This is a genomic window from Xenorhabdus sp. XBWT (assembly GCF_059072735.1).
In genome coordinates this window covers 3,207,791-3,232,517 of the sequence record NZ_CM180990.1, presented here as the reverse complement: position 1 = coordinate 3,232,517, position 24,727 = coordinate 3,207,791, and the positions used below count along the sequence as shown (strand labels likewise).

The following is a 24,727-nucleotide window of genomic DNA, read 5'->3' as shown; positions in this document are numbered from 1 at the left end:
ATCATTGATCAAGTGAACAGGTGGTACCACATTTTTTTTATGTGATATCTCTCAAATCTGAGATTACAATGGGCTGCTACACTTACGGTGTAGTAGTAAATTTCGTCTAGGAGGTCTCATGTTTCCAGAATATCGCGATTTAGTATCCAATCTAAAAGAATCACATCCCCGTTTCCAATCTTTGTTTGAAAAACATAACCGACTTGACCAAGAGATAGTCCAACTGGAAGGGCCAAATGGCACTGGCTACAACGATAAAGTTGTACGTCTGAAAAAAGAAAAACTACACATCAAAGATGAAATGCAAAGGATTTTGCAGACGGAATCTCTGAAGTAACCCTGCCAATGGTTTTAACGCCTACTTTGTCAACAAGTGGGCGTCATATGAGGTTCTCATTTAGAGAACCAAATCCAACCAAACACCCACAAAAAAGCCACCATAACGGTGGCAAAAATTGGAGCAATGTTTTTTCGTTATTTATGTTTTTACATTAATTACTGCGCGACAGCGGCTTTCTGACGAGGTTGTCTCTTAGTGCTTGCCTTTGGATGAGGCGTGACATTTTGGACTTCACCTGGCTTAGAAATGAAACGTACAAAGGTTTCATGGCTGACGAACGTTGCTCCACAATTGATGTTCTGACATTGGTTATAGCGCTCCTTTGTTTCGCTTGAATGCTCGAAGCTGCTACGAGTATGCGCTGACTGACCACACAGAGGACACTTAATCATATTGTTCACCTTTCTTGAAATAACACCATCTCGTCTGGTGAACAATATATCAAAGATCTCATATTGAGATCAAGTTTTTATTTCGGGATCTTCCGGTTTTTCAGCCACGACCCCATCAATCTTAATTTCAAGCTCCAATGTGGTGGTAAACCCGCTATCATTGAGATTGTGAGTCACTTTCACTATCGTCCAGTCCATGCCATCGATTTTTTCCTTGAATCCATCAATTTTAACCAGCATTTCAGGATAAAGGTCTGCCCGTCCCTTAGCTAAAGTGATTGAAAACTGTGCAGCCCTTCTCTGCATTTTTAGCCAGGCAGCCTCAGCAGCACGCGTTGCGTCTTCCTTGTTGTGGTATATGCGGGAAAGCGTTAAAACATTTCCCTTTGTGCCTGACATATATTTTTGTGCTGTCTGCTGGGTTGTGGTTGTTTGATGGGATTTAAGTGATGATGATTCTTCTGACTCATAAGAAAGACTGCCATCGAAACTCAAACCCCCACCACCACTTTTCGCGTTCAGTAAACCCATTGAACCTGGAAGGTTTAAAACAGTACTCCCTGCTTTTGCTGCATCCTTCAAGGCATCAAGTTTTCCTCTTCCTTTTGGTTTATCTTGTTTGTTATCTTCCTTCCGTGAACCTTCATCCGAAGACTCGTTCCCGCCGCTATAACTAACGGATACTTCAACTTTCAGACTCTTCGATTCCTCTCTCTGATACTCAATTGTCTGTTCAGAGGCAGTACGAATATCCCACCATTTTGCCACAACACCAGTATAAGCATCACGATCAGAGAGTGAGAACCGATGACTATCACCAACTTGACGGGTAATCTCAACCACCGGAAGCTTTTCACCACTTGATGATTTATTTTGCCCTTGGAGAATAAACAGTAATACTCCATTTTTAATGGAGGCAATTGCTCCTTCTTGCTGTGCAAGACGAGTCAGAAAACTCAAGTCAGATTCATTGGTCTGATCGATATGCACAATAATATCTTTCAATTCCTTCCCGACTAGAAATCTCAATTTATTTTTTACCGCCATCGTACTGACAACGTTCTCTATCGTCTGCTTATGGTAAGACTTATCGTGCTTAGTGTTCAGCTTACCACGTAAATCCGCACTACGAGCACGAACGGTGAGCTTATCAGGCGCACCGCTATGTTCGATTTCATCAACTACAAATTTACCTTTCGGTGTCAGAGCCTGCCCGTACCAACCTAATTCCAATGTCAGAATATTCCCTCTGGAAGGCAGATCAAGTTTGCCATCTGAATCATCCAGCTCGAGATCGAGCTGGTCTGCTTCAAAACCACGGTTATCTGTCAGTGTCAAAGACATCAAACGTGATTGGATTTTTCCTGTGATATCCTTGTTATTAGTCTCCAGACGAAAAGCTGGTGCTCCTTCTGTACCAGTGACTAAATCAAATTGGGGAACCCAATCCGTTTTTGGCATAAATTGTTTAAAATCCATCATGGGAGGAATCCTTTAATTTTTTTCATGCCCTCATCCTTCAGTTTGGAAAGATCATCCAGAGATTTAGGCAATTTGTTCTTCATGTCAGAAAGTTGATCCTGTAAATCGCCCAACATTTCAAACAAATTGTTATCAACACGCCGCAAAGTCAGTGTAAAACTGATTTTTCTTGCCGCGCCGCCTGACATAAATTCCGTTTTCGTCTCATCAATGCTTTCAATGACAAACATGCCGTAGATCGCACCACTGCCATCAATCAAAGACCATGCTTTGCCACTGTCCGCCATCAATTTCAATGCCGCCAGTGAAAGCGAACCACCAGTCAGTTCAGGATAAAGATCCCCCGACAACGTTACTGTATCGTTATCCGGACCAATAAATTGCCATGCAGGCCGTGCTCCCACACGGCTATTGAAAGCATGTCTCCAGCTTTGTTTATATTGAAAACTTTGATACGGCGTGGTTTTCAACATAAAAACAAATAAACCAAGTGCGGCCATCATAAGAAATCTTCTCCTCTGTCAGAAAGTGAGCTACGCATACGGGCTTGCTGCATACGTTCCCGTTGTTCCAGTTCCTGTCTGACCATACGGGCGATATCCTGTGCAGACTGCCCCTGAGAGCCGTAGACATAGATGTTATATTGTGGTGCCGCGCTGGTTTGCTTCTGTGGTTGGTTCCGCATCTGTTTTGCCTGAACTTCTTCATAAGCGTAAGCTGGCAAACTTTGTGCGTGCAACGGTGCATCCTGAGCCGCAACGGGCAATGACATTGAGCTGACAGCAAACCCCAAAGCCGCAAGCTGTGCCGTTTTTACTCTACTGGTCACATTTGTTGACCCACTGATAATTTCAGGACCCCGTTCACCGACAATAGCAAATTTCCCAGCAGAAACCGGACCACCTTTATCGCGAAGTAGGGGATTAATAGGCTTAAGATCAACTGATTGTTTAATCCCCGTTCCATTATTGGTTGTTATTTCCTGAGCTACTGTTATTTTCTGTTTTATTTCCTCATTATCTGAGTTCCAGAATTTAAACAGATCAGTAATTTTAGAAAACTTACCTTTCAGATTTTCCCATTTTTCATTAATACCATTCAGTAAGGATTCAATCATATCAGAACCGGAATTTTTTAATTTCTCTGGAATTTCACTGATATTTTTGACAATTTCATCCCACTTATCTGAAATTGATTTTTTAATATTCTCCCAAACTTCCAAGGTGTTTTTAGAAACAGTATCCCAGGCGCCACTGATTATTGTCTTTATACTTTCCCATTTTTCAACAACACTTTGTTTAAGTAATTCCCACTTTTCCAACAAGGAAGTTTTAATACTCTCCCAATATTCCATTGCACTAAGTTTTACTGATTCCCAAACACCGCTGATTATATTTTTTATTCCTTCCCATACAAGAAGAACGTTCTGCTTAATACTTTCCCATTTTTCAGAGAGGTAAGTTTTAATATTCTCCCATGCTTCCAATGCATGCTGTTTTACCGGTTCCCAGATGTTGCTTAGTGAAGTTTTAATCCCCCCCCAAACGGTAGAAATATATTGGCTCATCGCCTGCCATTTCTGGGACAGTCCTGACTTGATACTGTCCCAGATCCCCAAAAAGCGCTGCTTCACGGGTTCGAAAACACCGCTGAGCCTGGCCTTAATTCCTTCCCAGACCGTGGAAACATACTGGCTGACCGCCTGCCATCTTTGCGACAAATCAGACTTGATACTGTCCCAGATCCCCAAAAAACGCTGCTTCACGGGTTCGAAAACACCACTGAGCCTGGCCTTAATTCCTTCCCAGACCGTGGAAACATACTGGCTGACCGCCTGCCATCTTTGCGACAAATCAGACTTGATACTGTCCCAGATCCCCAAAAAGCGCTGCTTCACGGGTTCGAAAACACCGCTGAGCCTGGCCTTAATTCCTTCCCAGACCGTGGAAACATACTGGCTGACCGCCTGCCATCTTTGCGACAAATCAGACTTGATACTGTCCCAGATCCCCAAAAAACGCTGCTTCACGGGTTCGAAAACACCACTGAGCCTGGCCTTAATTCCTTCCCAGACCGTGGAAACATACTGGCTGACCGCCTGCCATCTTTGCGACAAATCAGACTTGATACTGTCCCAGATCCCCAAAAAGCGCTGCTTCACGGGTTCGAAAACACCGCTGAGCCTGGCCTTAATTCCTTCCCAGACCGTGGAAACATACTGGCTGACCGCCTGCCATCTTTGCGACAAATCAGACTTGATACTGTCCCAGATCCCCAAAAAGCGCTGCTTCACGGGTTCGAAAACACCGCTGAGCCTGGCCTTAATTCCTTCCCAGACCGTGGAAACATATTGGCTCATTGCCTGCCATTTCTGGGACAACCCTGACTTGATACTTTCCCAGAGGCCAAGGGTATTCTGTTTAATACTTTCCCAGACACCACCTATTTTGTTGGAGATCCATTCCCAAACAGAAGAGGCATACTGTTTAATCGTATCCCAGTTACGGTAAATAACCCCGAATAACCCACCGCCCATAAAAAACTGTTTAATACTTTCCCATGCCTTCCCAACACGTTCTTTTATTCCCTGCCATGCATTACTGAATATAGTTTTTATATTTTCCCAAAGGGTAAGAAACTTTTCTTTCAATGAATCCCAGTTTTTCCAAATATAAATGGCAGCAATAGCAATGGCAGCAATAAGTGCCAGAATAGGCACCCTTAAGAATAAGCGACCAATGGCCAAAAGAACTTTTCCCACGGTCCGTAAAAGCCACATAAAGACTGTACCAAGGCCTCTTAAAAGTAATTTAATTCCCTTAAATATCGTCTTGAGCGCATCCCATATTCCTTTAAGATCCAGTGCATCATCCTCACCACCGTCACCACCACCGCCAAAACTGATATTCAATTCGAATTTCTTGTTCGAGATATTTTCCTGTATCACATTCTGAGTGGCATAAACAATGCTACCGGCTTGAGAAACCGCCTCTGATTGTATTATTTGGGGAGCGTTATTTCGGGCAAACAGATATTGTTTGATAGATTGATAATAGGTTTTGAAATCAGAACGCATACGCGCAGTTTCCTGCGCATATCCGACGATAGGCTTTAAAAGCTCTGCGGTTTTATTAAGTTTTTTAAATTGGTTATGGATTTTGTCTACGGTATCCGACAGTTTCTTCTGATAGCGTTGAAAAGATTTAGATGAACTGGTCAGTTTTCCAACGGCACTAAGTACCCTATCAAGCTGTGACTGTATATTACTCATTTTCTGCACCACTTCTTAAAATGGCCCGATGTCGCCAGTCCAATAGTTCCGGCAGTGACATTTCATCTGTGACTGCCGGAGACCAGTGAAAAACGGTGGCGATATCTGCCACCAATTCATCAACGGTTAATCGTTCTGGGAATCGGACTTGACCGACTTCGGCAACAAAAAATTGACCACCTCCACACTGATATTAATCAGATCACCCGGTGACATCATCATCAGGTCACTTTTGGTCAATGCGGGGGTGGTAACACGCGGCAGGACAAGCAGCATAGAATCCACATCCATTTCCAGCAGTGCCTGTAAACGTGCCCCGCGTAGTGCACCACTGTTAGGTTTACGGATCATCACTTCCGTGATTTCGCCGTTGCCCCGAGCCAGTGGAGCTTCCAGTTTGATAATGCGCAGATCATCATTTTGAGTGTTCAGTGTTTCTGTCATGGTTCAACCTTGTTTATCCGATAGATAACCTGTCTCAACAAATATGAAGAGACAGGAAATAAGTTTTAAAAAAGCTAATTGCTAAAAGAAGTGATTAAAAAAGACCGATAGCGCGACGGTGCTGTTCCAGACGATCTTCACCACCTACTTTCTCAACCATATTGATGGTGTCGATTTCAATCAGTTCTTCTCCATCCCATGTCAGTTTGAAATAAGTGTTTTTAGCGGTGATTTTGGTCTGAGTGTTATCACCTTGTTTATAAGTGCCGTGATCGAATTCCTGGAAGCGACCACGCATCACAACTTCAACTGCAACGACGTCACCAGTGTCATCACGTTCAAAAGAACCTGCGAAGCGCAGCATGATGCTATCGGCTTTTGCGATGCCCCATTGTTTGTACAGTTGAGCTTCTACGCCGCCCAGAGTGAATTCCGCATCCAGTGCGCCTTCATCCAGCCCCAGATCCACCATTGCGCTGCCGTTCATGCCGGCTCCGCGATAGGCTTCCAGCTTGCGGCTTAACTTAGGAAGGGTCAGTTCTTCCACGATGCCCTGATAGTTGTTGCCGTCATTGAATAAGTTCAGGTATTTAAGTTTGCGAGGTAATGCCATCAGTTAGCCCCTTATTTGTTGATACTTTTAGCGAAATCCATCAGGTAACTATCTGTAATGCGCTGGCGTAACATCATGTTTTCCAGTGGCGGTACAGGTGTATAGTCGTAATCAATGGTCAGTTTGCCTGCTTTCAGGGTGTCTTTGTCGTTGGCTTTATCGTCGTACCAGCAACGGCCATCAATGATATAACCACCGGCTTTCAGTTCACGGAACTTGGCATTAATGCCTTCGATAATGTCGCGCACCAGTGATGGAGTCAGCGGTTTATCGATAGCCCACATGTGGGATTCAGCCATAGTGTCAGCCAGAACCTGGGCGGTACGGGTGTAGCTTTCAAACTGAAACAGTGGATCATCAGCACAAGTGCGGGAACCCCAGAAACGGAAGCCGTTTTTGCGGATCAGCGTGGTGATGCCGTTTTTGTTCAGCAGATTAGCGTCAGTTGCGGTATCTTGCAGATCCCAGAAAACATCAGCAGACAGGCCAGTCACACCGTTGACGCCAACGTTGGACAGCGTTTTATGCCAGCCAGTTTCTTGGTCGATCTTAGCGCGCAGACCCAGAGCACGGGCAGTCGCATAAGCGGTAGCTTCGCTATTGGTAACAGTATCCCAGCTCAAGAAATCAGGCCAAATCAGCATCAGCTCACGCTGATTGAAGTTGTCGCGATACTTGATCACTTCTGAGATATTTTTGCAGCCATAAGCGCTGATATAGGCAATTGCTTTCAGCTTCTGAGCGATACTTGCCAGTTCAACAGCAACTGCTTTTGAATCCAGACCCGGAACACCCAGAATACGAGGCTTAACACCGAGTTGGCTTTGCGCCGCCAATAGTGCCTGCATACCGGTTTTCTTACCTGCATCAGTGACGCCACCGATGATGTTAGAAATGGTTGCTTCTTCAGACTCGCCTTCAGCAACACGGACAACAACAGTGACAGGTTGAGCCTGAGCTGCGATTGCTTTCAGTGATGCGGACAAAGTCCCTTTCTTCCCAGCCTTACCACTGGCGCTCATAACGTCAGTAATCAGAACTGGAGTGTTTAATGGAAATGTTTTTTCGTCTGCGTCAGGAGCAGTACATACCATACCTACGATAGCAGTGCTAACGGTAGTGATGGTACGAGTACCTTCGTTAATTTCCTGTACACGGACGCCGTGATGATAATCTTGTGCCATATTAGCGGTTCTCCTGTTAAGGTGTGCCGATATATTGGCGGATTGGACGGGGGAAATCATTCAATTGGGGATGTGTAGGGGAAGGTACAAATGTGTAATAAAATTTTTGTTAATAATCAATTGGTTGATGTTTTAGTAATTCCAACAGATAAAAAAATCCGCCCCAGCGGACGGTTTAGACAAGAGTTATCAGAATAGCTCGCTATGAGAGCCTAATCGGGCAAGTTCCAAAATGATATTGCCAACTTTTTTGTAAATCAGCAGTAGATCTGGGTGAAGATGGCAATCTCGGAAACCCCGCCAATCATCTTTTAGTGGGTGATCGACGTATCTTGTCGGAATTGGTTTATCGTTTACCAAAATATCCAATATTTCAACTAAACTTTCATCGATAGTTGCGCGATATCTTCCTTTTTTCACACGCTTATAATCCTTCTTGAACTCAGAAGAACGACTAATCTTCCTCATCATTGTTCAGGTCATCCATGAAAGCAGAAACACTGTCAAACGTTTTACCCTTACCGCTTTCAAGCTGTTTAATAGCCGCTTTTGTGCGGGAAGCATTCCGATAATTAGTTCCTTTTACTTTAAAAGGCAGTGTATTTTTTTCCGCTACCTGCACCATCAACATGCGAATAGCATCGCTTACAGTCAACCCCATAGACTGAAGTGCTATGGTTGCAAGTTCTTTAGTTTTAGGATCAATTTTCGCTCTGACATAAGTTTCATTAGCCATTAAAGCCCCCCTTTCTTTACATAGTAGATATGAATTGTAGTCCTATCGTAGTCACATAACAAGACTAAAAAATGTGCTATTGCTGGATTTAATACATATGAGAATTTTTCGCTCATATACGGTGTAGGGTGAAAGAAAAGCACTAAAAATAGCCAATTTTTGTTTGTATTTCATCCTTTTTATCTGAGGTTTCTATAAATTGAGATATTGGGTATTAATTGAACCATAAGATAGTTGTTTCTTTGCTTATTACTCTTCTGTTTATTGCCTTTTGTTTATCGTTATCAGCTTTAATATATATTCATATGGGGTTCTATAAAACCTCGGTTTAACAGAAACCAAAAAACAAGCCCAGAATGCGGTGCCGAAATCATCGGTTGTTCAGTTCTCAGGGAGTTCAGCTGAACAAGTGATGAGTCAGAAAGTCGTAACATCCCTGATTAGTGAACGGATTACAAAATCGGAAGCTGATAGTAAATTTCAATTGAAAGGTAGCTTCGGATTTGGTGGAAACGGTGGCACTGTCTTTAATAAGAATAATAGTGAATTTCTGGCTTGGATACGCAGAAGTAACGCCAGTCCTGAGTTTTTCAGAAATTCAACACCTTCAGATTATACACATATATATGGTGCAAGCCTTCTATTAAAATCTGCCGATACATATGCATCATTTTCTGTCGATTATTCTACTGCGCGAGTAAAAGTGGTTGCAGGAAATAATTCAGGCAGTGTTAACTCGCCCATTAAAAAATTGGCATTCACTGATGACAGTTATACGAAATCTGAATCTGATACTAAATACCAAATGTTAGGTTTGACTCAATCTGTATCTGAAAATAATGTGCCTTGGAATGCAAATAGTGGCTTATATAATGCCGATTTTTCTACTCATTCTAAAATGATAGTAAATTTTAATATGGGAGTAGGGAGTTGTCCTACACTACAATTGTTAGCAAATTATAAAAATGGGGGCTTGTATTATCGCTCTGCGCGTGATAGTTACGGTTTCGAAGAGAATTGGACTGAATTATTAACTATTGACAATGCAAATTCAAGATATATTCAAGACATTCAATTTGGGGCAGTAGAATATGCAAAACTTTGGCAAGGGCCAGGATATAATGATACTCCACCATATATTATTACTGGTATTTTAAATCATAATTCAGATGATGTTCCTGATGCTGTTTATCGCAGACCACTTCAAAAACTAATTAATGGAATTTGGCATAATATAGGAGCCTTATAATGTTGAATTTAAAAAACTTCAAAAAATATTCACCTGATACTGATGAAGAAAAAAGAATTGAACGTGAATTTAGAGCTATTTTCTATCGTAGTGAGAATGGTGCTGATTGGTATAAGAGCATATCAAAATTTAATGAAAACACCTACAAAGTAAAATATAATTCCAATAATATTATTTGCGCAATAAATAAACAAGCCTCTGCTATCTGTCCAGAAGACGGAAGTATTGTTGAGGTGGAATCATTACCTGAAGGTGTAGATATTTTAGGGAACTGGCAATATATTAATGGTAAAATTATTCCACGTGAATACACAAGAAATGAGTTAATATTTCAAGCTAAAAAGCAAAAAAAAGAATTATTAACTAAATCTAATATTATAATTTATCCTCTGCAAGATGCTATAGAACTTGATATAGCAACAGATCAAGAAATTGCAGTTCTGACAGAATGGAAGCGTTATAGAGTAATGATTAATAGAGTTGATTGTTCTTTTGCACCAAATATCAAATGGCCAAAACAACCCAAAATAAAATAACTACAGGGGCATAATGCCCCTGATTGTTATTAATATTGAAATGCACAGAAATCAATAGAATTGTATTTTTATGCAGTCCTATACCATCCCATTAACATGACATACGAATTGGTAATATTTATCGTTGAATTACTGCCGGCATTTCCCGTTGTACCTGACACTGAGTGAGTATGTGCACCAAGACGTACTGTGTGAGTATGAGCACCATCAGTACTGGTTGTAAACTTATAATTATCCTTATCAGTATCCCCAGAGCCTATATTATTTTTTGTGTTATCATAAATTCCATATCGGGCACCAGAAGCTTCCCCCCATCCACTATCATGGAAGTGATTTCCATTAGAATCAGTAGTTTTAGTCCCATAATCAAAACTATTGGTAGTTGCACTAAAAGAGTGATTATGTGATGGAATTTGTGATCCTGTGAGTGTTAATGAATCATTCCCACCAGCAGAGAGCACATTGGTACCGTTTTGATTAGCTAAACGGATTGTTTTATTTTCACCAATATATTTCCATTGTGTTTTAGGAAAAAGAGTATTGGGATTTTTATTCTGAGCAAACCATACGACTATTCCTACTGGATACAGTATATCTGAAAGATCATATGCGTAAGGTGTTACCATATCATCATAATCCTTTTCTAATATAGGATCATCAATGGAATAGGATTTAGCTGTCCACTTAATTTCAAAACTATTATCGGATGCCAGAGCACGAGAAATTTCAACTTCACCATCTTTACGGGAATAACGAATATCGGAAAAATTGCTCGTCACATGGTAAGTCAAACCGCCCCGTAAATAACAACCACTATACCTTTTACATTCGACAATATTACCAGACTTAGCACCCTGATAAAGCGGATATTTCCCATCAATAGGCCTAGCAATACTCATCATACCATGACGAATATTTTTGACCGTCTTACGGTAAGTTTGACTGATACGCTTAATATTCAGGTATTGAGCATCCCCACCCCAAGGAACATCCCCCCCTTCAATCTGCAATGATAATCCAGCCAGATGGGTTATCCCTTTACCAAAGGGTTCTTTTTTCTGATCTTCCGAATACCAGCGATGAATAGTCAACCATGAGTTAGCTCCATTATTTGCTGGAAACTGCCACCACACAGGGTAATAGCGGTCACTGCTCAATCCAGTCAGGTCAATTGTGGTGTTAAAACGCGGTTCCCCTTTTATATCCTCGGCACTCAGGGTCACATCCTCTACCAACGATTTTCCATTTATCTTTCTCGTATTTGGCACCGCATTCTGGGCTTGTTTTTTGGTTTCTGTTAAACCGAGGTTTTTCACAAACTCATCTTTGTTTGGAATGTCAGCACCATTTTGACTTTTCTCCAGACGAGCATTTGCCAAATTTTTTGCTTCATTTACCCGCGCATCAGTTTCACCTTTGTTATACGCACCAACATCCCCTGCATTCAGCGAAATATCCGAATTCAGCGCTTTACCATTCACTTTACGGCCAGACGGAACGCGGCCATTCGCATTATTATTCGCTGCATTAGCAAAATCATAAGCTGTTTTCACCGCTTTCGGTGTTGCTGCATAAGTTTCGCTATTGCTGTCTACTGCGCTGCTCAGGATCACAAATCCTTTTTCTTTCAGCGTCGCATCAGGATGGTTACGGCTGTTCGCGTGTTTCTGGATAGAGTCATCCACATACTCACGCGTCGCCAGAACCACCGATGGGTCAACTTTCAATGTCACCGAATTAGCGCTACTGACAATCAGGATCATGCGGATAGTCTGGGTACGACCGGAGCCTTCCTGCAATTGGGGTTTGTAGGTTTCTGCACAATTACCCACCGCGATCAGAATGCCGTCTTTATCATAAAGGCCGATTTCACGGATCCACCAGCCGCCTTCGTTTTCAGGGATAACCTGCTCAGCAATAATCTGGTTGGTATTTTTCGGATCAATACTCAACGTATTAATCGCTGCACGACGTTTTTCGTTAATCAGTTTGTTTTGTTTGGTATCCGGTGTCGGCAAACTGCCGCCACCATCACCAACAGCCATATGGGTAATTTCAATTTTAGTCCCCAGTGCCGCAGCATTTGCCAATTTATCCACGCCTAACTGTGTCAACAGCGCAAAATATTTGGTACTCATGGTCTAATCCTCATGTCGTCAATAATATGTATCCCTGTGCCCATAAAATCTGAGCCAGTTACAGTCACTTCTTCTAGGAAATAGGGATAAACGATCAACTCATCGTCAATAATATGTATGCCCGCGCCCACGATTTCTGAGCCGGATACCGTGATTTGTTCCGGGAAATAGGGGTAAACTGTCAGCTCGTCGCCACTGTATGTCGCTGCCGAGTAGTGATATTCACCGCGTGTATCTAAGTTGATATCCAACCCAATCAGATGTCGGCTCACTGGCTTGGCATCAAAAATCAGGTTTTCCAGTTCATTAAATGTTTCCTGAGTAATGCCGCTCTCCAGTACTCCAATATCCAGTCGGAAAGTGCCGGGAGCATCGTTGGTCTGCCACCACTCTTTGACGCGGATAAGATAACCCAACGGTTCAACCACCCGCCTAATCGCACCAATCGTCCCTTTATGTTTATGCAGGAACAGCGAGTTTTTGATTACTTCCCTTTTGGTGCTCTCAGGCCAATTTTCGTCCCAGCGATCTACCGACCAAGCCCATGCCAGATAGGGCAACAACGATGCAGGACAAGTATCCGGATTCCACAGTTCGCGGAGCGGGACTTTGATATTCTGCAATTCTGCGCAGGCTTTGGCCGCCGCAAGTTCTAGCTGAGTCGAGCCCATAGGCAGAAGGCGATCACTCATCCGAGCCTCCCATCGTCAGTGTGGTTTTGGTACAGTAAGACGCCTGAGTTTTATCCAGCACGACGTCTTTCAGCGGTGTTTTAAGTTCCACGCGCTGGACACCTTCTACATGCAGTGCCGCATAAATAGCCGACAAGCGAATGTCACGCCCCAGACGATGCTGCGCTTCAACATAGTGTTTCAATTTCTGCTCAGCGGCCTTGCGGATAGGTTCTGATTCCGGTGTCGGGAAGATGTACAGCACCGCATCAATTTCATATTCCACAATGTTCGCTGACTGGACTTTCAGGCGATCCGCCACCGGACGTACGTTTTCGTCGTTCAGTGCTTTTTCAACTTTATCCAGCAGCTCTTTGGAAGCGATTCCCTTATCTTCACGCGACATAATGGTCACGGTGACGTTAGCCGGCGACGGACTGATTGCCGAGGCATCCGCGACACGACCATCCGCACTGCGGGCATGGTATTCATAAGAACCGACTGGGCCAGCAACACTCAAGCCCTCAAAAGCTTGCGGAATGCGTATGCGGTAGTCGTTGTCAGATTCCATCACTGCCGGAGTGGGTGGTATGGTTGAGTTGTCCGCAGGGCTGAGAACCATGCGGGATACGTTATTGTTCGCGCCCAGTTGATCTAAATCCCTGCCTGTCGAATAGGCTACCATCACCGCTCTGGCAGCTTCGTTAACCCGTTGACGCAAAAGCAACTCGCGATAAACGTTCTCTTCCAGCAATTTGACCAAAGGTTCAGATTCCAATTGCAAGGTACGGGCGATAGCGTCTTGCTGATCTTCTGGATAGAGCGATATCAATCCCTTTTTGCGCTCTTCCAGCAGTTGTTCGTAATCCAGTGGCTCAACCACATCCGGTGGTGGCAACTGGCTTAAATCGATTGTTGGCATGCTTTACCTCACCGGAATAGAAAGTGAAAATTCCTTGGCGGATTGATGATAAGTACCCGTGATATCCACCACCATTTTGCCGTCCTGTCCGGTTTCCATCGTGATGGACGTTAGCGTCACACGGGGTTCCCAACGACTGATTGCGGTATAGCTGGCCGCCATGACCTGAAGCCGGAGCGCCGGGTTCTGTGGCCAGTCGATCAGCTCAGGCAGTAAAGAGCCATAAGTACGACGCGCGATACGGCTGCCTATGGGGGTTAATAAAATATCGCTGACGGATTGCCGGACGTGTGCCAGATCTGCCAACTCCCGGCCTGTCTGCCGATTCATTCCCAGATACATCATACTGGGCCTCCTGATGTGTCACCGCCTGACCTGATGCCGGTGTGTTTATGGGAATCCACGACCACGCCGTTGGAACTGAATGTGCCTCCGGTGTGTTCAATATTGCCCGTCATTTTGCCGCCGTTGCGCACAATCAAATTGCCTGTGCTCATTAGCTGCGTACAGATGACTTCCGGTGTATCCAGCGTGATTCGGGTGCTGGCGACACAGGTAATTTCCGGCGCGGTAATATGGGCGGAATCCAATGCAGTCACTGTCGCGGTTTTGATGCCAGTCACAGTCAATGCGCCGGATTGCGGTTCATACTCCATCACTGCACCATCCGGAAACGTAATATGTGTCGCTTCAGGAGAGGTTGATGGTGCCGGAAAATCATCTGAAAAAATCGCAGGCAATACAAAGGCAGTAGTCAATTCTCCGCCTATGGACAGTAATAAAACCTGCTCACCGACACTGGGCGCCCACCATGTGCGGGAGTTTCCCGCTCTGGATGTCAACCAGTGCAGCCAGTTGGTTTCAAGATTGCCTGTCGCGACCCGGCACATTCCCTTTGTGGTGTCCACTTGGGTAATGACGCCTGTTCGGATCAGGTTGCGCAATAAGCGCATCAGTTCAGTGAGTTGTGTGTTCATGGTGTAAGAATGCCATGAAAAAGCAGGTCGGACATTAAGCCGGATTTGTAGGAAACAACATACAAACTCAGCAATAAAATATTTTGAAATCAACAAAATGAAAGCCTTCTTCCATAATGAAAGAAGGCTTTCTTGATGAGACACAATCACTCTGCTTTACATTGCCGAACAACTTCACGTACGTATTGTTGTAGGTAGTCTAATTTGGTTTGATCGCGGATAATTCCGGTTCGGATATCGTAAATAGCGCGTCCAGCTTCTGCAGTGAGTTCGATTTGGGTTCCATCGCCCACGCTGCGGGAGCCGGTATCTCGGTTTTGGGGATGTTGACAGGTAGCAAGGTTGGCGGCGGCGATTTGCACCCTCCGATAACCAGCAGCAATGTCAGTTCGCAAAGCAGCATTTTCTTCGGTAACATGAGCTAATTTTCCTGAATAGTATTCATCCAGTTTCGCAGCCCGATTTTGTGCTTCTTTCATTTGTTGGATAGCAGCCAGCGTTTCTGAACGCGCTTGTTGGTTGATAGCAACAAGCTGTGCAGCATGCTGTTGTTTCAATCCTGCCAATTCACTGAGAAATAAGGAACGATGTCCCCACCAACCAAGAATTCCACCAATCACCAGACTGACAATTAAAGGCGTTTTTTTCATCGTGCCAATTCCTACAAGCCAGTTCACCTGCATACTACAAATCTTTCGGCGCTTGTTTGATCAGCTCGCTGACAATCTTGGTCGATTTAGATGCGGGTTCTAATTCCAAATTTTCCAGAATATTTTTCAAAATTAGGGTTCGTTTCATCTGTTCCCTACGATTGAGTAGATAGGTCAGAATACCGAGGGTGATACTGGCGAACGCCCCAAGAATAAAGCTCCATTCATATAAAGACAGGCCGGAAAAAATGGCTGTGATACTGGCGCAGGTATAAGTAGCGTGGCTGTATTTATCCATACATGCCTCTTAATCCCAAAGCTGGATAATGGGCTTGCTGGCTGCAGGCATGAACTCCGGCATTTTAACTTTTGTTCCATGAGGCAATACCGCGCCAAAATCAGCCAATCCTGGGTTTGCCTGTAACACGCGTTCTGTCATTCCCAGCGTACGTCCATAATGACGCCAGCATATGGAATCAACCGTTTCATTTTGTTGTGCGATAACTTGCATACACTCTCCTTTTTCTTTGCAGAAAACAGTCTGTAAATCGAAGAGTTATGATCGGATAATCAGGAATATGCCTCAATAAGAGGAATTTGTTAGGCTGGCGGCACAAAAATGAACAACAGTTTCGTTTACTTGCTCTAAATAGCATAAAGGCAGGAAACAATTTCCTGCCTTTATGCTGTCTTATCTTATTATAATACCTTGACATCTGTTGGAGGATATCCCTATTCTGTCGGGTCTAATCCGACAGCCAACTATCATCCTCCCAGACATTTTGAATAAGTTCCATCATTTGGTTATGTTCACTACTATTTTGGGTTTCTGTCACTCTTACGGAGGTATTGCTACTGATTGCAATTCTAAAATGCGTATCAGGATACTGCGGTAGTATTCTTTTTTTAGTTCACTTTCAAGTGCAGACATGGTTACTTCAGAAACATTAGCTTGCCTATAGAAAAGTATCTCCACTCGCATCCTGTTCTTCCGCCAAATCTATTCTTCTATTGAACCCGAACTTCCCGACATATCGTTATCTAATAAGTTGTTTTTTGACGAATTTTGATAACTATCGAGTCTTTTTTCATAAGGTGCAGATAATTCCGCTATCCAAACCAAAGCCAGTTCTTTGTCTTCCGCATGATTGCATTCGCAACTTGTTGCCATTCTGGCAATAAAATTAATACGTTGCGCTACCAATGATTCCATAAGAGATTCCACTGATATATTCGCCTCCATATAAAACTGTATATATATACAGTACACCTGATTGGAAAAAAGTTAAAGTGGTTTTTTCCTTTTATAATGATAAAATTTAATAGTTAGTAACTATCACTTATTACTTTTATGGAAATATTTACTAATGACACCATGCTACTTTTTGTTATACCACTCCTTTCATCTCTAGAGTGATTTATCTGATCATCCGTACAGTTATTGACAGAACTCCAAGAGGAAAATATTGCGTTGTTTTTATGAACACCACATTCAGGTACAGAGGCATCAGATTTCGGCACAATAGACCACTGATGAAGGCGTGTGCAGATAAATTCATCCCGGGATAAAAGTGGCGATGTGACGCCTTGTATGGAGTGAATATCCTCGCCATAAGGGCTGCCAAATGGTATATATTTATACGATAAGAGAATGATCAGGTCACAGCGTGTAACCCATGGCTCACCCTGTGCTTGAGTATAAGCCGCCTGCAAAACCGCCTTGATTTTGTCATCAGGTAAATTTATTTCTTTTAGACGGCGTAATTCACGCCAAACCGAAACACCACCTATTTGCTGAAATTGGCGTATACGCAACGACTCGCCCAAGCTGTGACTGATTTCGCCACACTGCATTTAGCAGAGGCTGATAAAATCATAAACAAATCAATTGAACGTTATTTGAAATAAAAACGTGTGATTGGTAACAGTTCCTATAAGTGATGAAGAATATGGGAACTGTTTTCTTCACTTATCGAAATAATTGCGTTTTTTTAAGAACAAGAATCTGTGGAAATCTCGCTGGCTAAATTATTTCTGGTTTTGACTACTGTATTTTTATCCACAGAGATACTGGTTCCGGCTGTCAGATTACCTGTAATCTCAGGAATATGGCAAAGAGAGGCTTTGGCACCCATACTTAAGTTTACTTGGGCGGAATCAGCACTAAATTTTTGAGATGAATTATTAAATACAGCTCCCATATCCAGCCCTAAATCTAAGTGTTTGGTGTGGCCTTCAACATCAATTTTACTACCCATTTCACCGGTTACTTCCAATCTTTCACTATTGACGGCACAAGCTGCCACTTTCACTTTCACCCCTTGTTTAGTTGTGAGATTATTCAATGGTTGATTAGTATATAAAGTAATATCAAGGCCTTGAGAGAAAACATTGTCTTTGTTGTTAGCATTGTTAATTAAGCTAAGCATGTTTTCATCGTGATTAATATCGAGTTTATCGATAGCGGATTGTAGTCCTTTGATTTTTAAGGACGGATTAGCAGCGCATTTGATCGTCAGATTAATACCTTTTTGTGCGTTAACACCAGTGACTTTCTGAAGTTCAACGATTTTTTCTGCTGCTATTGCAGAATGGAATGTTGCACCTGAAATTAATGCCATAAAAATCGCAATTTTTTTCATAAAATACCTATGAGATGGGATAAGGTTAATATTGTAATATTTTTAAAATTCAAGAAACATTAGGTGATGTTATTAGAATGTTCATAACTATAGAGTTTATATCTTAAAATAAAATATCTTGAGAGTCTACATTCAGTAATTCTTATATTTGAGTGTAATTAATCCCTAAGCTATTTAAAGAAGAATTGAACTATTTAGCGATCATCATTAACTGAGGTTATTATTGTTTTCAAATAGATATTTAAATCTCGCAATGGCATCTTCCTGATTATTGAAATCTATAAAGTGTAAAGATTGCCATTTTTGTGTTTGAATAGACTGTTTTGAAGTAGGGGATTCCCAAGTCGGGTAAACTCGAATAGCCCTTTTACCTTTTTTCGATGATGTCGAAAAAACACCTTTCGCTATTAGGGTATGTGTATCGAGCAGAAAAATACCTTTTTGATTCCCTGAAAAAGTGGCGATTAAGCAGAAATCAATATTATCACTGTGTTCAAAAGGCATGATTTTTGAATCTGGTGTGGGCCTTTTCCAAAGAGTGACGAATTGTCCCTGTTTGTTAGGTGTAGTTTTAGCCTGACGAAAAACGATCGATTTTCCATTCAGCTTAAAACACATGGCGTTGTAGTCACGGCTTTCTGCTTCGAAATAAGGAATGCTACTTAATTGGAACCTAAAATGAAGTAAAAGATAATCCTTAATTTCGGAAAAAGTAGAAGGTAAGTTATCTGATTTCAATGATGTCAATTCACACCTCTATTTTTATTCAGTAAGTTAAAAAAATAATTATATACCTGTCGTCTTTCAAGTTGCAGCTTTGTTGGCTGCGCTCACTCACACCGGTCACATAGTTATCTATGCTCCAGGGGATTAATGAAAGGCTCCTGCCTTTCACCGGAGGCCAGCCTTTGGCTGGGCAAATTCGTTCCCGACGAATTTGTCATTCCCTTGCCGTCGCGCTGCATCTTGAAATCCAATGGGTATAAATTGATGATATCAAATACAGAAATTGTACATAATGAAGTAAATCCCGATTTGAGAAAAATAATTTAATCGTAACATGTCCAATATTCAGGATTTCCTGCATCTTGAAGGATTGTTCCTTCAGGTGGTTGAGTAATAGTCATAGCCCAGCTATTGTTAGATTTGTGCATGGTACTTACTCTGTAATTATACATATAATAAAGAGATACTAGAGGTATCGGTGTAGAGTTAAAGCTGGCTTGGATAAAATATGGAGGTGTTGGGCCATCAGATATGATATTTACTTCATCCATGCGGGCCGGACAATATTGTTTGGAGTAAAATATCCCATAAAAATAATCTGGGTCAATATAACCATATTTTTGTTCTATCATACCAATACGGCCAGACCATAATAATTTATTATCCTGTGTGATTAATTTAAATGAAGTGAATTTCATTTGGAAGAAACAAGGTCCAAATCTATCTTTATCTTCCCAAATAAATACTCCTTTTTTTCCGGGTTTAACAGTTATAACATCAACTTTGGTTTCAATTGGTTTATATGTACAACGTCTATATGATGGTGATGAATAGGCTATTATTGTGTATTTTGTTTCGTTGTTAATAGTTATAGGATGATCGGCTGAAGAAAAAGATGAAGTTGATAGTATGGATAATAATAAAAAGGCAAATTAATTTGAGGTTTGACTTTTGGTTAATCTGATGTTTTTCATAAAAAACCTTATTCAATTAAATGAATTTTTAATTAATGTATCTCATTAACGATTAATGAAGCGTAATCGTCGGTTTTTATTGTGTGATAACTGGAGGTGGGATTTTAGCTTGTTACTTAAAATGCAAAATATTTTTTAGATTATTTTTAATAATGAATAATTTATTAGAATTTATGTAGATTATATTATTGATATAAATAATATTACCTCAGTCACTGTTTTATATATCCAATGGATTTCAAGTTGCAGCGTGGCGGTAAAGGAGTTGAGTTCTCAGGAGCGTAGCAGGCTATGTGACTGGGGTGAGTGAGTACAGCTAACAAAGCTGGAACTTGAAAGACGATGGGTATAATACGTTTATCTATGCTCCCTGTCTAAAAAGACAGGGAGCATAGATCGGAAACGATAAAACAACTTAATTAAGATAAAGCGTCAGTGCTATACCGGGTTTCATTTCTTTGATTTTAATGTTTTTATTCCAGTTTATCAGATCATTGAGATTGACATTATGGCGTTTGGCGATGCTGGAAAAAGAGTCGCCTCTACGTACCCGATAAGTGACAGGGCCACTATTATCGATTTTCAGCACTTGCCCGATTTTAAGCCGATCCGCTGTTTTCAGGCTATTAAATCGCTGTAAATCCCTATGGGTGGTATTGAAGCGCTTGGCTATCGCTGACAATGTATCTCCGGCACGAACTGTATATTGGCCTTGTTGTTGTAGTTTACGGGCGTTATGCGTCACAGACAGGCGGATATCCTTCAGAACGTTTTCATCAGTCAATGAGGTTTTAAACTGGCTGACGTTCTGTTTTGGCAGCATGATGTAATGCGGTCCATGAGGGGAAGTCATACCTTGTTTATAACCCGGATTATATGCTCTGACAGATGTTAACGATAGTCCAGATAATTTAGCCGCTTGGGATAACATGATTGGTTGTCCCACCTCAACTTTGGTCAACGCTTGTTGATTGTTGGATTCTGGTAGCTTGAAACCGAACTCTTTGTTATGGCGAATAATGTTGCTTAATGCCAATATCTTGGGAACATAATGCATCGTTTCCCGTGGCAGAGATAACGACCAGAAATCTGTCGGCTTTCCTTTCGCTGCATTGTCTCTGATTGCACGCATTACCCGGCCTTCACCGCTATTGTAAGCGGCGATGGTTAATAACCAATCTCCATTGAACCTCTTGTTCAGCTGCTCAAACATATCCAGTGCGGCAGTCGTTGATGCCGCAACATCACGCCGGGCATCGTACCACTTGTCTTGTGTCAAACCATAATGGCGGCCTGTACTTGGGATAATCTGCCATAAACCTGCGGCCTTAGCGTAAGAGGTAGCATGGGGGTTAAAAGCACTCTCCACTATGGGCAGCAACACCAATTCCATTGGCATTTTTCGTTTATCAAGCTGCTCAACTATCCAATAGATGTACGGGCCTGCCCGCAACGTCACATTTTGGAGATAGCTCTTGTGTTTCATGTAGTAATTTTGTTGCTTTAGCACTCTGCTATTACTAGGAATTTCCATCTTCAACTTATCACGGATATGTCCCCATAAATCTTGTTGGGTTGTCGGACTCTCCTTCCAGTTTGCAGAATCTTCTTGCCCTGCAATACTGTCTATTTTCTGATTCGTCGAAGACATCTTCTGTGTATGCTGCTGAGATGGAGCCTTTGGTTGCAGACTCGATTGACACCCAGCAAGCAAAACAGAAGCGAATAAGATCGCTTTTGTCTTCATGTTCTCTTTTGATGTTTGTCTAAAAGGTGAGCGATCATACTGACCTATTACGCAGAAGACAACCCAACAAAATCAAAATCGATCTTTATAAGCCCTTAATTGCTGAAAAACAGAAGAAAGTGATATTGAATTAGGTTTGATACCGATATTTTTTTGTAAATCAATATCGTGACAGTTTAAGAAAACATTAATTTTTTTCTCTGTCTGTAAAGTTGTGGGTACTGTTGCTTGTCTATTTCCACGCCGCTCAATAATTTTTTGGTAATAATTGTGAATGGTTTGATTATCAGGCAATACTGCTTTTGCAAATGCCATATTTGCCGCTGTATATTCATGTGCACAGCAAATTAATGTGTCATCAGGTAGTGATGAAATTTTTCCAAGAGAAGAGAACATTTGTTCAGCGGTGCCTTCAAATAATCGCCCACAGCCGCCAGAAAATAACGTGTCTCCGCAAAATAAGTGGGGAGCTTGATAGAACGCGATGTGGCCGAGTGTATGGCCCGGCAATTCTATGACACGGAAAGAGAAGTGCGCGATTTCAATGGTTTCATGTTCGTGGACAATTTGGGTTGCGCCTTTTTTTCGGGTCTCTTCAGGGCCATACACTGGTAATCCCGGGTGTTTTATGAGTAATCCGGGTACACCGCCAACATGATCGTGATGGTGGTGTGTCAGGAAGATTGCCACAGGAATAAGTTGATTTGCTGCTAAAATGTCAATGACAGGCTGAGATTCTGAGGGATCAATAATGACACAACGCTTGTCTTCATCACAAAGTAACCAAATGTAATTATCTAAAAGGGCTGAGATCCTGATAAGCTCCATCATATGCCTCATTTTCGTAGTAGATTTATAGTAGGTTGAAAGGAAGATGACATGCAAACAGCACGTTCAGTTAAGCAAATAACCCCTCCCGTTTCTTGGGCTGAGCTACCGTGGGGAGAATATTACCGCGCCGCTCTGGAACGTCAATTGGAATCTTGGTGGCCAAAGATTTTTGGTTTTCATTTATTGAAAATCGGTAGCTTAAGTACAGAAATTAATAGCCGTTCTTGTCTGGTCAGACATCAAGTCAACATAGGTTTGCAAGGGCAGAATATGGATGTAATGGCTGATCCCCACTATCTTCCTTTTGCCACTAAATCTGCCGATGCTTGCCTGTTGGCGCATATGTTGACTTATAGCATTGATCCTCATTGGTTGTTAAGAGAGGTAGATAGAATAATCATTGATGATGGCTGGTTGATTATCAGTGGTTTTAATCCATTAAGTGTATTGGGATTAAGGAAAGCGATTTCACCGATATATCGCCGACTGGATTGTCGGGCACAAATGTTTTCTATGCTTCGGCAATTGGATTGGCTCCGCCTGCTAAACTATGAGGTGATTCATCATACGAACTTCCATGTTTTACCGTGGCAAAGCGGGGATAGTTGTTATAACGCTGGTGCATCAATATTTGGTTGCCTGAATGTGATTATTGCCCGCAAGCGGACAATACCTTTGACACTGAACTCCATGCGGGCAACATTGTTAAAACCAAAGTTCAGTAATGTGTTGGGGGCAGTGAAAAATTTCCACCGTCGTTAATGTTTTCACTGCCACAACTTTGAAAGATAAAAGCGATAATTACAGGCTAATTTTCACTTTCGATATAACCATCATCTAATTGAGCAGGGTTATTGGCGGCTGCGCGGGCCAGTTCATCACATATTTCGTTTTCCCTGTGTCCGGTATGGCCCTTGACCCAGCGCCAGTCAATATCATGTCGTGAAATGGCGTTATCAAGCCGTTGCCAGAGATCAACATTAATCACGGGAGATTTGTCTGCTTTTTTCCAGCCGCGTTTTTTCCAATTGTGGATCCATTGAGTAATTCCTTGGCGGACATATTGGCTGTCAGTTGTCAGGATCACGGTGCAAGGGTGTTTCAGCGTCTCCAACCCGATAATCGCAGCCATTAACTCCATGCGATTGTTGGTCGTGCGAAAATAACCTCCGCTCATTTTTCTTTCATGCTGTTGGTAACGGAGTAAAATGCCATATCCGCCAGGGCCGGGATTGCCGAGGCAAGAACCATCGGTGAAAATTTCTACCTGTTTGTTCATCTTTGGTAGACTCTTCCTATATCATCTTTAATCAAAACTCTAAGTCTGACACAAAAAAACACTATGAGCACTGCAATTACCCGCCAAATCGTCCTTGATACCGAAACAACCGGTATGAACAAGTTAGGTGTTCACTATGAGGGACACAACATCATTGAAATTGGTGCAGTGGAAGTTATCAACCGTCGTTTGACGGGGCGCCATTTTCATATTTACGTAAAACCTAAACGTCTGGTTGATCCAGAGGCATTTGAAGTTCACGGCATAAGCGATGAATTTTTGCAGGACAAACCGTTATTTGCTGATATAGCCGATGAATTCATTGAGTTTATTCGCGGCGCTGAATTAATTATCCATAACGCGACGTTCGATATTGGCTTTATGGATTATGAGTTTAGTAAGCTGAATCGTGATATTCCGCCAACGGCGGATTTTTGTACCATTACAGACAGCCTGATGCTGGCAAGGAAACTTTTCCCCGGCAAGCGCAATAACCTTGATGCATTATGTGACCGTTATCAACTTGATAATTCGAAACGTACTCTCCACGGGGCATTGCTCGATGCCGAGATTCTGGCTGACGTCTATTTAGCGATGACTGGTGGTCAAACATCACTGGCTTTTTCTATGGAAGGAGAAATTTCAAGCAATGCTTTGATTGCAGAAATTCAGAAAGTTACTCGCCCTCAGTCTGGATTAAAAGTTATTCATGCATCTGATGAAGAATTAATTCAGCATGAATCCCGCTTAGACTTGGTGGAAAAGAAAGGGGGAAGTTGTCTCTGGCGGTCAAAATCCGAACAGACACATTGACAAAATAGTGCAAAATGGAAGGAAATATATTGTTAAGGCTAAAAACTGTGCAAGTGAACCATTTTGCCATAAAAAGCAATTGACGGATTTTATCATAGCCCGTATCATTC

General features: G+C 42.2%; 33 protein-coding genes. 6 read left to right on the top strand and 27 right to left on the bottom strand.

Annotated elements, in window-relative coordinates; all coding sequences use genetic code 11:
- Positions 1 to 118 precede the first annotated feature (118 nt).
- The gene (locus AC5JQI_RS14095) at positions 119 to 337 is read left to right on the top strand and encodes an HP1242/YdcH family protein (protein ID WP_237387096.1); all 219 of its coding nucleotides are present in this window, start codon (positions 119 to 121) and stop codon (positions 335 to 337) included.
- Positions 338 to 495: 158 nt separating this feature from the next.
- On the opposite strand, the gene AC5JQI_RS14090 is transcribed toward AC5JQI_RS14095, so the two are convergent.
- From AC5JQI_RS14090 to AC5JQI_RS14045, 10 genes are all read right to left on the bottom strand, one after another.
- Complete coding sequence (locus AC5JQI_RS14090) at positions 496 to 732, bottom strand: ogr/Delta-like zinc finger family protein (protein WP_237387097.1); 237 nt, start codon at positions 730 to 732, stop codon at positions 496 to 498.
- Positions 733 to 801: 69 nt separating this feature from the next.
- A complete protein-coding gene (locus AC5JQI_RS14085; protein WP_493912621.1) occupies positions 802 to 2,214 on the bottom strand; it encodes a phage late control D family protein in 1,413 nt (470 codons plus the stop codon).
- Entirely contained in the window at positions 2,211 to 2,717 is a 507-nt protein-coding gene (locus AC5JQI_RS14080) for a phage tail protein (protein WP_237387099.1), read from the bottom strand. The genes AC5JQI_RS14085 and AC5JQI_RS14080 overlap by 4 nt, the downstream gene beginning before the upstream one ends.
- A complete protein-coding gene (locus tag AC5JQI_RS14075) occupies positions 2,714 to 5,485 on the bottom strand; it encodes a phage tail protein (protein ID WP_493912620.1) in 2,772 nt (923 codons plus the stop codon). The genes AC5JQI_RS14080 and AC5JQI_RS14075 overlap by 4 nt, the downstream gene beginning before the upstream one ends.
- Entirely contained in the window at positions 5,478 to 5,597 is a 120-nt protein-coding gene (locus AC5JQI_RS14070; RefSeq protein ID WP_011144425.1) for a GpE family phage tail protein, read from the bottom strand. The genes AC5JQI_RS14075 and AC5JQI_RS14070 overlap by 8 nt, the downstream gene beginning before the upstream one ends.
- 14 nt (positions 5,598 to 5,611) lie before the next feature.
- Positions 5,612 to 5,929 (bottom strand): phage tail assembly protein, encoded by a 318-nt coding sequence (locus AC5JQI_RS14065; RefSeq protein ID WP_493912619.1) that lies wholly within the window; start codon positions 5,927 to 5,929, stop codon positions 5,612 to 5,614.
- Positions 5,930 to 6,023: 94 nt separating this feature from the next.
- Positions 6,024 to 6,542, bottom strand: a complete 519-nt coding sequence (locus AC5JQI_RS14060; RefSeq protein ID WP_237387101.1) for a phage major tail tube protein — start codon at positions 6,540 to 6,542, stop codon at positions 6,024 to 6,026.
- A gap of 11 nt (positions 6,543 to 6,553) precedes the next feature.
- Positions 6,554 to 7,726, bottom strand: a complete 1,173-nt coding sequence (locus AC5JQI_RS14055; RefSeq protein ID WP_493912618.1) for a phage tail sheath protein — start codon at positions 7,724 to 7,726, stop codon at positions 6,554 to 6,556.
- A gap of 189 nt (positions 7,727 to 7,915) precedes the next feature.
- The gene (locus tag AC5JQI_RS14050) at positions 7,916 to 8,194 is read right to left on the bottom strand and encodes a type II toxin-antitoxin system YafQ family toxin (RefSeq protein ID WP_493914687.1); all 279 of its coding nucleotides are present in this window, start codon (positions 8,192 to 8,194) and stop codon (positions 7,916 to 7,918) included.
- Positions 8,181 to 8,462, bottom strand: a complete 282-nt coding sequence (locus AC5JQI_RS14045) for a type II toxin-antitoxin system RelB/DinJ family antitoxin (protein WP_237387104.1) — start codon at positions 8,460 to 8,462, stop codon at positions 8,181 to 8,183. The genes AC5JQI_RS14050 and AC5JQI_RS14045 overlap by 14 nt, the downstream gene beginning before the upstream one ends.
- Positions 8,463 to 8,874: 412 nt before the next feature.
- Between AC5JQI_RS14045 and AC5JQI_RS14040 the strand changes: the two genes are divergently transcribed.
- Positions 8,875 to 9,711, top strand: coding sequence for a hypothetical protein (locus AC5JQI_RS14040; protein WP_493912617.1), 837 nt, complete (start codon positions 8,875 to 8,877; stop codon positions 9,709 to 9,711).
- Complete coding sequence (locus tag AC5JQI_RS14035; RefSeq protein WP_493912616.1) at positions 9,711 to 10,247, top strand: tail fiber assembly protein; 537 nt, start codon at positions 9,711 to 9,713, stop codon at positions 10,245 to 10,247. The genes AC5JQI_RS14040 and AC5JQI_RS14035 overlap by 1 nt, the downstream gene beginning before the upstream one ends.
- Positions 10,248 to 10,315: 68 nt before the next feature.
- On the opposite strand, the gene AC5JQI_RS14030 is transcribed toward AC5JQI_RS14035, so the two are convergent.
- The 13 genes from AC5JQI_RS14030 to AC5JQI_RS13970 form a co-directional block, all read right to left on the bottom strand.
- On the bottom strand, positions 10,316 to 12,385 hold the full coding sequence (locus AC5JQI_RS14030; RefSeq protein ID WP_493912615.1) for a phage tail protein: 2,070 nt from the start codon (positions 12,383 to 12,385) through the stop codon (positions 10,316 to 10,318).
- Positions 12,382 to 13,077 carry a phage tail protein I gene (locus AC5JQI_RS14025; protein ID WP_493912614.1) on the bottom strand — a complete coding sequence of 232 codons (696 nt, stop codon included), beginning with the start codon at positions 13,075 to 13,077 and terminating at the stop codon, positions 12,382 to 12,384. Before AC5JQI_RS14025 ends, AC5JQI_RS14030 begins: the two co-directional genes overlap by 4 nt.
- Complete coding sequence (locus tag AC5JQI_RS14020) at positions 13,070 to 13,978, bottom strand: baseplate assembly protein (protein WP_493912613.1); 909 nt, start codon at positions 13,976 to 13,978, stop codon at positions 13,070 to 13,072. The genes AC5JQI_RS14025 and AC5JQI_RS14020 overlap by 8 nt, the downstream gene beginning before the upstream one ends.
- A gap of 3 nt (positions 13,979 to 13,981) precedes the next feature.
- On the bottom strand, positions 13,982 to 14,323 hold the full coding sequence (locus AC5JQI_RS14015; RefSeq protein WP_493912612.1) for a GPW/gp25 family protein: 342 nt from the start codon (positions 14,321 to 14,323) through the stop codon (positions 13,982 to 13,984).
- Positions 14,320 to 14,955, bottom strand: coding sequence for a phage baseplate assembly protein V (locus AC5JQI_RS14010; RefSeq protein WP_493912611.1), 636 nt, complete (start codon positions 14,953 to 14,955; stop codon positions 14,320 to 14,322). The genes AC5JQI_RS14015 and AC5JQI_RS14010 overlap by 4 nt, the downstream gene beginning before the upstream one ends.
- 146 nt (positions 14,956 to 15,101) lie before the next feature.
- On the bottom strand, positions 15,102 to 15,605 hold the full coding sequence (locus AC5JQI_RS14005) for a lysis system i-spanin subunit Rz (protein WP_493912610.1): 504 nt from the start codon (positions 15,603 to 15,605) through the stop codon (positions 15,102 to 15,104).
- Between the two features lie 34 nt (positions 15,606 to 15,639).
- The gene (locus tag AC5JQI_RS14000) at positions 15,640 to 15,903 is read right to left on the bottom strand and encodes a phage holin family protein (RefSeq protein WP_237387113.1); all 264 of its coding nucleotides are present in this window, start codon (positions 15,901 to 15,903) and stop codon (positions 15,640 to 15,642) included.
- 9 nt (positions 15,904 to 15,912) lie between these two features.
- Entirely contained in the window at positions 15,913 to 16,116 is a 204-nt protein-coding gene (locus tag AC5JQI_RS13995) for a tail protein X (protein ID WP_323854758.1), read from the bottom strand.
- Positions 16,117 to 16,351: 235 nt separating this feature from the next.
- Positions 16,352 to 16,465 carry a DinI-like family protein gene (locus AC5JQI_RS13990; protein WP_493914686.1) on the bottom strand — a complete coding sequence of 38 codons (114 nt, stop codon included), beginning with the start codon at positions 16,463 to 16,465 and terminating at the stop codon, positions 16,352 to 16,354.
- A 140-nt stretch (positions 16,466 to 16,605) separates the two neighbouring features.
- The gene (locus AC5JQI_RS13985) at positions 16,606 to 16,830 is read right to left on the bottom strand and encodes a hypothetical protein (RefSeq protein WP_237387115.1); all 225 of its coding nucleotides are present in this window, start codon (positions 16,828 to 16,830) and stop codon (positions 16,606 to 16,608) included.
- A 101-nt stretch (positions 16,831 to 16,931) separates the two neighbouring features.
- Positions 16,932 to 17,459, bottom strand: a complete 528-nt coding sequence (locus tag AC5JQI_RS13980; protein ID WP_493912609.1) for a hypothetical protein — start codon at positions 17,457 to 17,459, stop codon at positions 16,932 to 16,934.
- 137 nt (positions 17,460 to 17,596) lie between these two features.
- Positions 17,597 to 18,247 carry a GIN domain-containing protein gene (locus AC5JQI_RS13975; protein ID WP_493912608.1) on the bottom strand — a complete coding sequence of 217 codons (651 nt, stop codon included), beginning with the start codon at positions 18,245 to 18,247 and terminating at the stop codon, positions 17,597 to 17,599.
- A 207-nt stretch (positions 18,248 to 18,454) separates the two neighbouring features.
- A complete protein-coding gene (locus AC5JQI_RS13970; RefSeq protein WP_493912607.1) occupies positions 18,455 to 18,994 on the bottom strand; it encodes a MepB family protein in 540 nt (179 codons plus the stop codon).
- A 110-nt stretch (positions 18,995 to 19,104) separates the two neighbouring features.
- Between AC5JQI_RS13970 and AC5JQI_RS13965 the strand changes: the two genes are divergently transcribed.
- Positions 19,105 to 19,233, top strand: a complete 129-nt coding sequence (locus AC5JQI_RS13965) for a hypothetical protein (protein ID WP_272903029.1) — start codon at positions 19,105 to 19,107, stop codon at positions 19,231 to 19,233.
- Positions 19,234 to 19,296: 63 nt separating this feature from the next.
- On the opposite strand, the gene AC5JQI_RS13960 is transcribed toward AC5JQI_RS13965, so the two are convergent.
- The 3 genes from AC5JQI_RS13960 to gloB all read right to left on the bottom strand — a co-directional run bounded on the left by AC5JQI_RS13960 (position 19,297) and on the right by gloB (position 22,522).
- Complete coding sequence (locus AC5JQI_RS13960) at positions 19,297 to 19,671, bottom strand: hypothetical protein (RefSeq protein WP_493912606.1); 375 nt, start codon at positions 19,669 to 19,671, stop codon at positions 19,297 to 19,299.
- Between the two features lie 691 nt (positions 19,672 to 20,362).
- A complete protein-coding gene (gene mltD, locus AC5JQI_RS13955) occupies positions 20,363 to 21,694 on the bottom strand; it encodes a murein transglycosylase D (protein WP_493912605.1) in 1,332 nt (443 codons plus the stop codon).
- Positions 21,695 to 21,766: 72 nt separating this feature from the next.
- The gene (gene gloB / locus AC5JQI_RS13950; protein WP_493914685.1) at positions 21,767 to 22,522 is read right to left on the bottom strand and encodes a hydroxyacylglutathione hydrolase; all 756 of its coding nucleotides are present in this window, start codon (positions 22,520 to 22,522) and stop codon (positions 21,767 to 21,769) included.
- Between the two features lie 51 nt (positions 22,523 to 22,573).
- Between gloB and AC5JQI_RS13945 the strand changes: the two genes are divergently transcribed.
- Positions 22,574 to 23,287: a methyltransferase domain-containing protein gene (locus AC5JQI_RS13945; protein WP_493912604.1), complete on the top strand. Its 714-nt coding sequence runs from the start codon at positions 22,574 to 22,576 to the stop codon at positions 23,285 to 23,287.
- A 46-nt stretch (positions 23,288 to 23,333) separates the two neighbouring features.
- Here the strand turns inward: AC5JQI_RS13945 and rnhA are convergent, their stop codons facing one another.
- Entirely contained in the window at positions 23,334 to 23,804 is a 471-nt protein-coding gene (rnhA, locus tag AC5JQI_RS13940) for a ribonuclease HI (RefSeq protein WP_493912603.1), read from the bottom strand.
- 63 nt (positions 23,805 to 23,867) lie between these two features.
- On the opposite strand from rnhA, the gene dnaQ reads away from it, so the two are divergent.
- Positions 23,868 to 24,617, top strand: coding sequence for a DNA polymerase III subunit epsilon (dnaQ, locus tag AC5JQI_RS13935; protein ID WP_493912602.1), 750 nt, complete (start codon positions 23,868 to 23,870; stop codon positions 24,615 to 24,617).
- Positions 24,618 to 24,727 lie beyond the last annotated feature (110 nt).

Coding starts and splice junctions, on each gene's coding strand:
- gloB (WP_493914685.1), bottom strand. CDS start 22,522: ATGGAGCTTATCAGGATCTCAGCCCTTTTAGATAATTACATTTGGTTA.
- AC5JQI_RS14095 (WP_237387096.1), top strand. CDS start 119: ATGTTTCCAGAATATCGCGATTTAGTATCCAATCTAAAAGAATCACAT.
- AC5JQI_RS14020 (WP_493912613.1), bottom strand. CDS start 13,978: ATGCCAACAATCGATTTAAGCCAGTTGCCACCACCGGATGTGGTTGAG.
- AC5JQI_RS14055 (WP_493912618.1), bottom strand. CDS start 7,726: ATGGCACAAGATTATCATCACGGCGTCCGTGTACAGGAAATTAACGAA.
- AC5JQI_RS13960 (WP_493912606.1), bottom strand. CDS start 19,671: ATGAAATTCACTTCATTTAAATTAATCACACAGGATAATAAATTATTA.
- AC5JQI_RS14080 (WP_237387099.1), bottom strand. CDS start 2,717: ATGATGGCCGCACTTGGTTTATTTGTTTTTATGTTGAAAACCACGCCG.
- AC5JQI_RS14050 (WP_493914687.1), bottom strand. CDS start 8,194: ATGAGGAAGATTAGTCGTTCTTCTGAGTTCAAGAAGGATTATAAGCGT.
- AC5JQI_RS14025 (WP_493912614.1), bottom strand. CDS start 13,077: ATGAGTGATCGCCTTCTGCCTATGGGCTCGACTCAGCTAGAACTTGCG.
- AC5JQI_RS14075 (WP_493912620.1), bottom strand. CDS start 5,485: ATGAGTAATATACAGTCACAGCTTGATAGGGTACTTAGTGCCGTTGGA.
- rnhA (WP_493912603.1), bottom strand. CDS start 23,804: ATGAACAAACAGGTAGAAATTTTCACCGATGGTTCTTGCCTCGGCAAT.
- AC5JQI_RS14060 (WP_237387101.1), bottom strand. CDS start 6,542: ATGGCATTACCTCGCAAACTTAAATACCTGAACTTATTCAATGACGGC.
- AC5JQI_RS14090 (WP_237387097.1), bottom strand. CDS start 732: ATGATTAAGTGTCCTCTGTGTGGTCAGTCAGCGCATACTCGTAGCAGC.
- AC5JQI_RS14010 (WP_493912611.1), bottom strand. CDS start 14,955: ATGAACACACAACTCACTGAACTGATGCGCTTATTGCGCAACCTGATC.
- AC5JQI_RS14000 (WP_237387113.1), bottom strand. CDS start 15,903: ATGGATAAATACAGCCACGCTACTTATACCTGCGCCAGTATCACAGCC.
- AC5JQI_RS14040 (WP_493912617.1), top strand. CDS start 8,875: ATGAGTCAGAAAGTCGTAACATCCCTGATTAGTGAACGGATTACAAAA.
- AC5JQI_RS14035 (WP_493912616.1), top strand. CDS start 9,711: ATGTTGAATTTAAAAAACTTCAAAAAATATTCACCTGATACTGATGAA.
- AC5JQI_RS14085 (WP_493912621.1), bottom strand. CDS start 2,214: ATGATGGATTTTAAACAATTTATGCCAAAAACGGATTGGGTTCCCCAA.
- AC5JQI_RS13965 (WP_272903029.1), top strand. CDS start 19,105: ATGCTCCAGGGGATTAATGAAAGGCTCCTGCCTTTCACCGGAGGCCAG.
- mltD (WP_493912605.1), bottom strand. CDS start 21,694: ATGAAGACAAAAGCGATCTTATTCGCTTCTGTTTTGCTTGCTGGGTGT.
- dnaQ (WP_493912602.1), top strand. CDS start 23,868: ATGAGCACTGCAATTACCCGCCAAATCGTCCTTGATACCGAAACAACC.
- AC5JQI_RS13980 (WP_493912609.1), bottom strand. CDS start 17,459: ATGCAGTGTGGCGAAATCAGTCACAGCTTGGGCGAGTCGTTGCGTATA.
- AC5JQI_RS14045 (WP_237387104.1), bottom strand. CDS start 8,462: ATGGCTAATGAAACTTATGTCAGAGCGAAAATTGATCCTAAAACTAAA.
- AC5JQI_RS14015 (WP_493912612.1), bottom strand. CDS start 14,323: ATGATGTATCTGGGAATGAATCGGCAGACAGGCCGGGAGTTGGCAGAT.
- AC5JQI_RS13995 (WP_323854758.1), bottom strand. CDS start 16,116: ATGCAAGTTATCGCACAACAAAATGAAACGGTTGATTCCATATGCTGG.
- AC5JQI_RS13975 (WP_493912608.1), bottom strand. CDS start 18,247: ATGAAAAAAATTGCGATTTTTATGGCATTAATTTCAGGTGCAACATTC.
- AC5JQI_RS14065 (WP_493912619.1), bottom strand. CDS start 5,929: ATGACAGAAACACTGAACACTCAAAATGATGATCTGCGCATTATCAAA.
- AC5JQI_RS14005 (WP_493912610.1), bottom strand. CDS start 15,605: ATGAAAAAAACGCCTTTAATTGTCAGTCTGGTGATTGGTGGAATTCTT.
- AC5JQI_RS13945 (WP_493912604.1), top strand. CDS start 22,574: ATGCAAACAGCACGTTCAGTTAAGCAAATAACCCCTCCCGTTTCTTGG.
- AC5JQI_RS14030 (WP_493912615.1), bottom strand. CDS start 12,385: ATGAGTACCAAATATTTTGCGCTGTTGACACAGTTAGGCGTGGATAAA.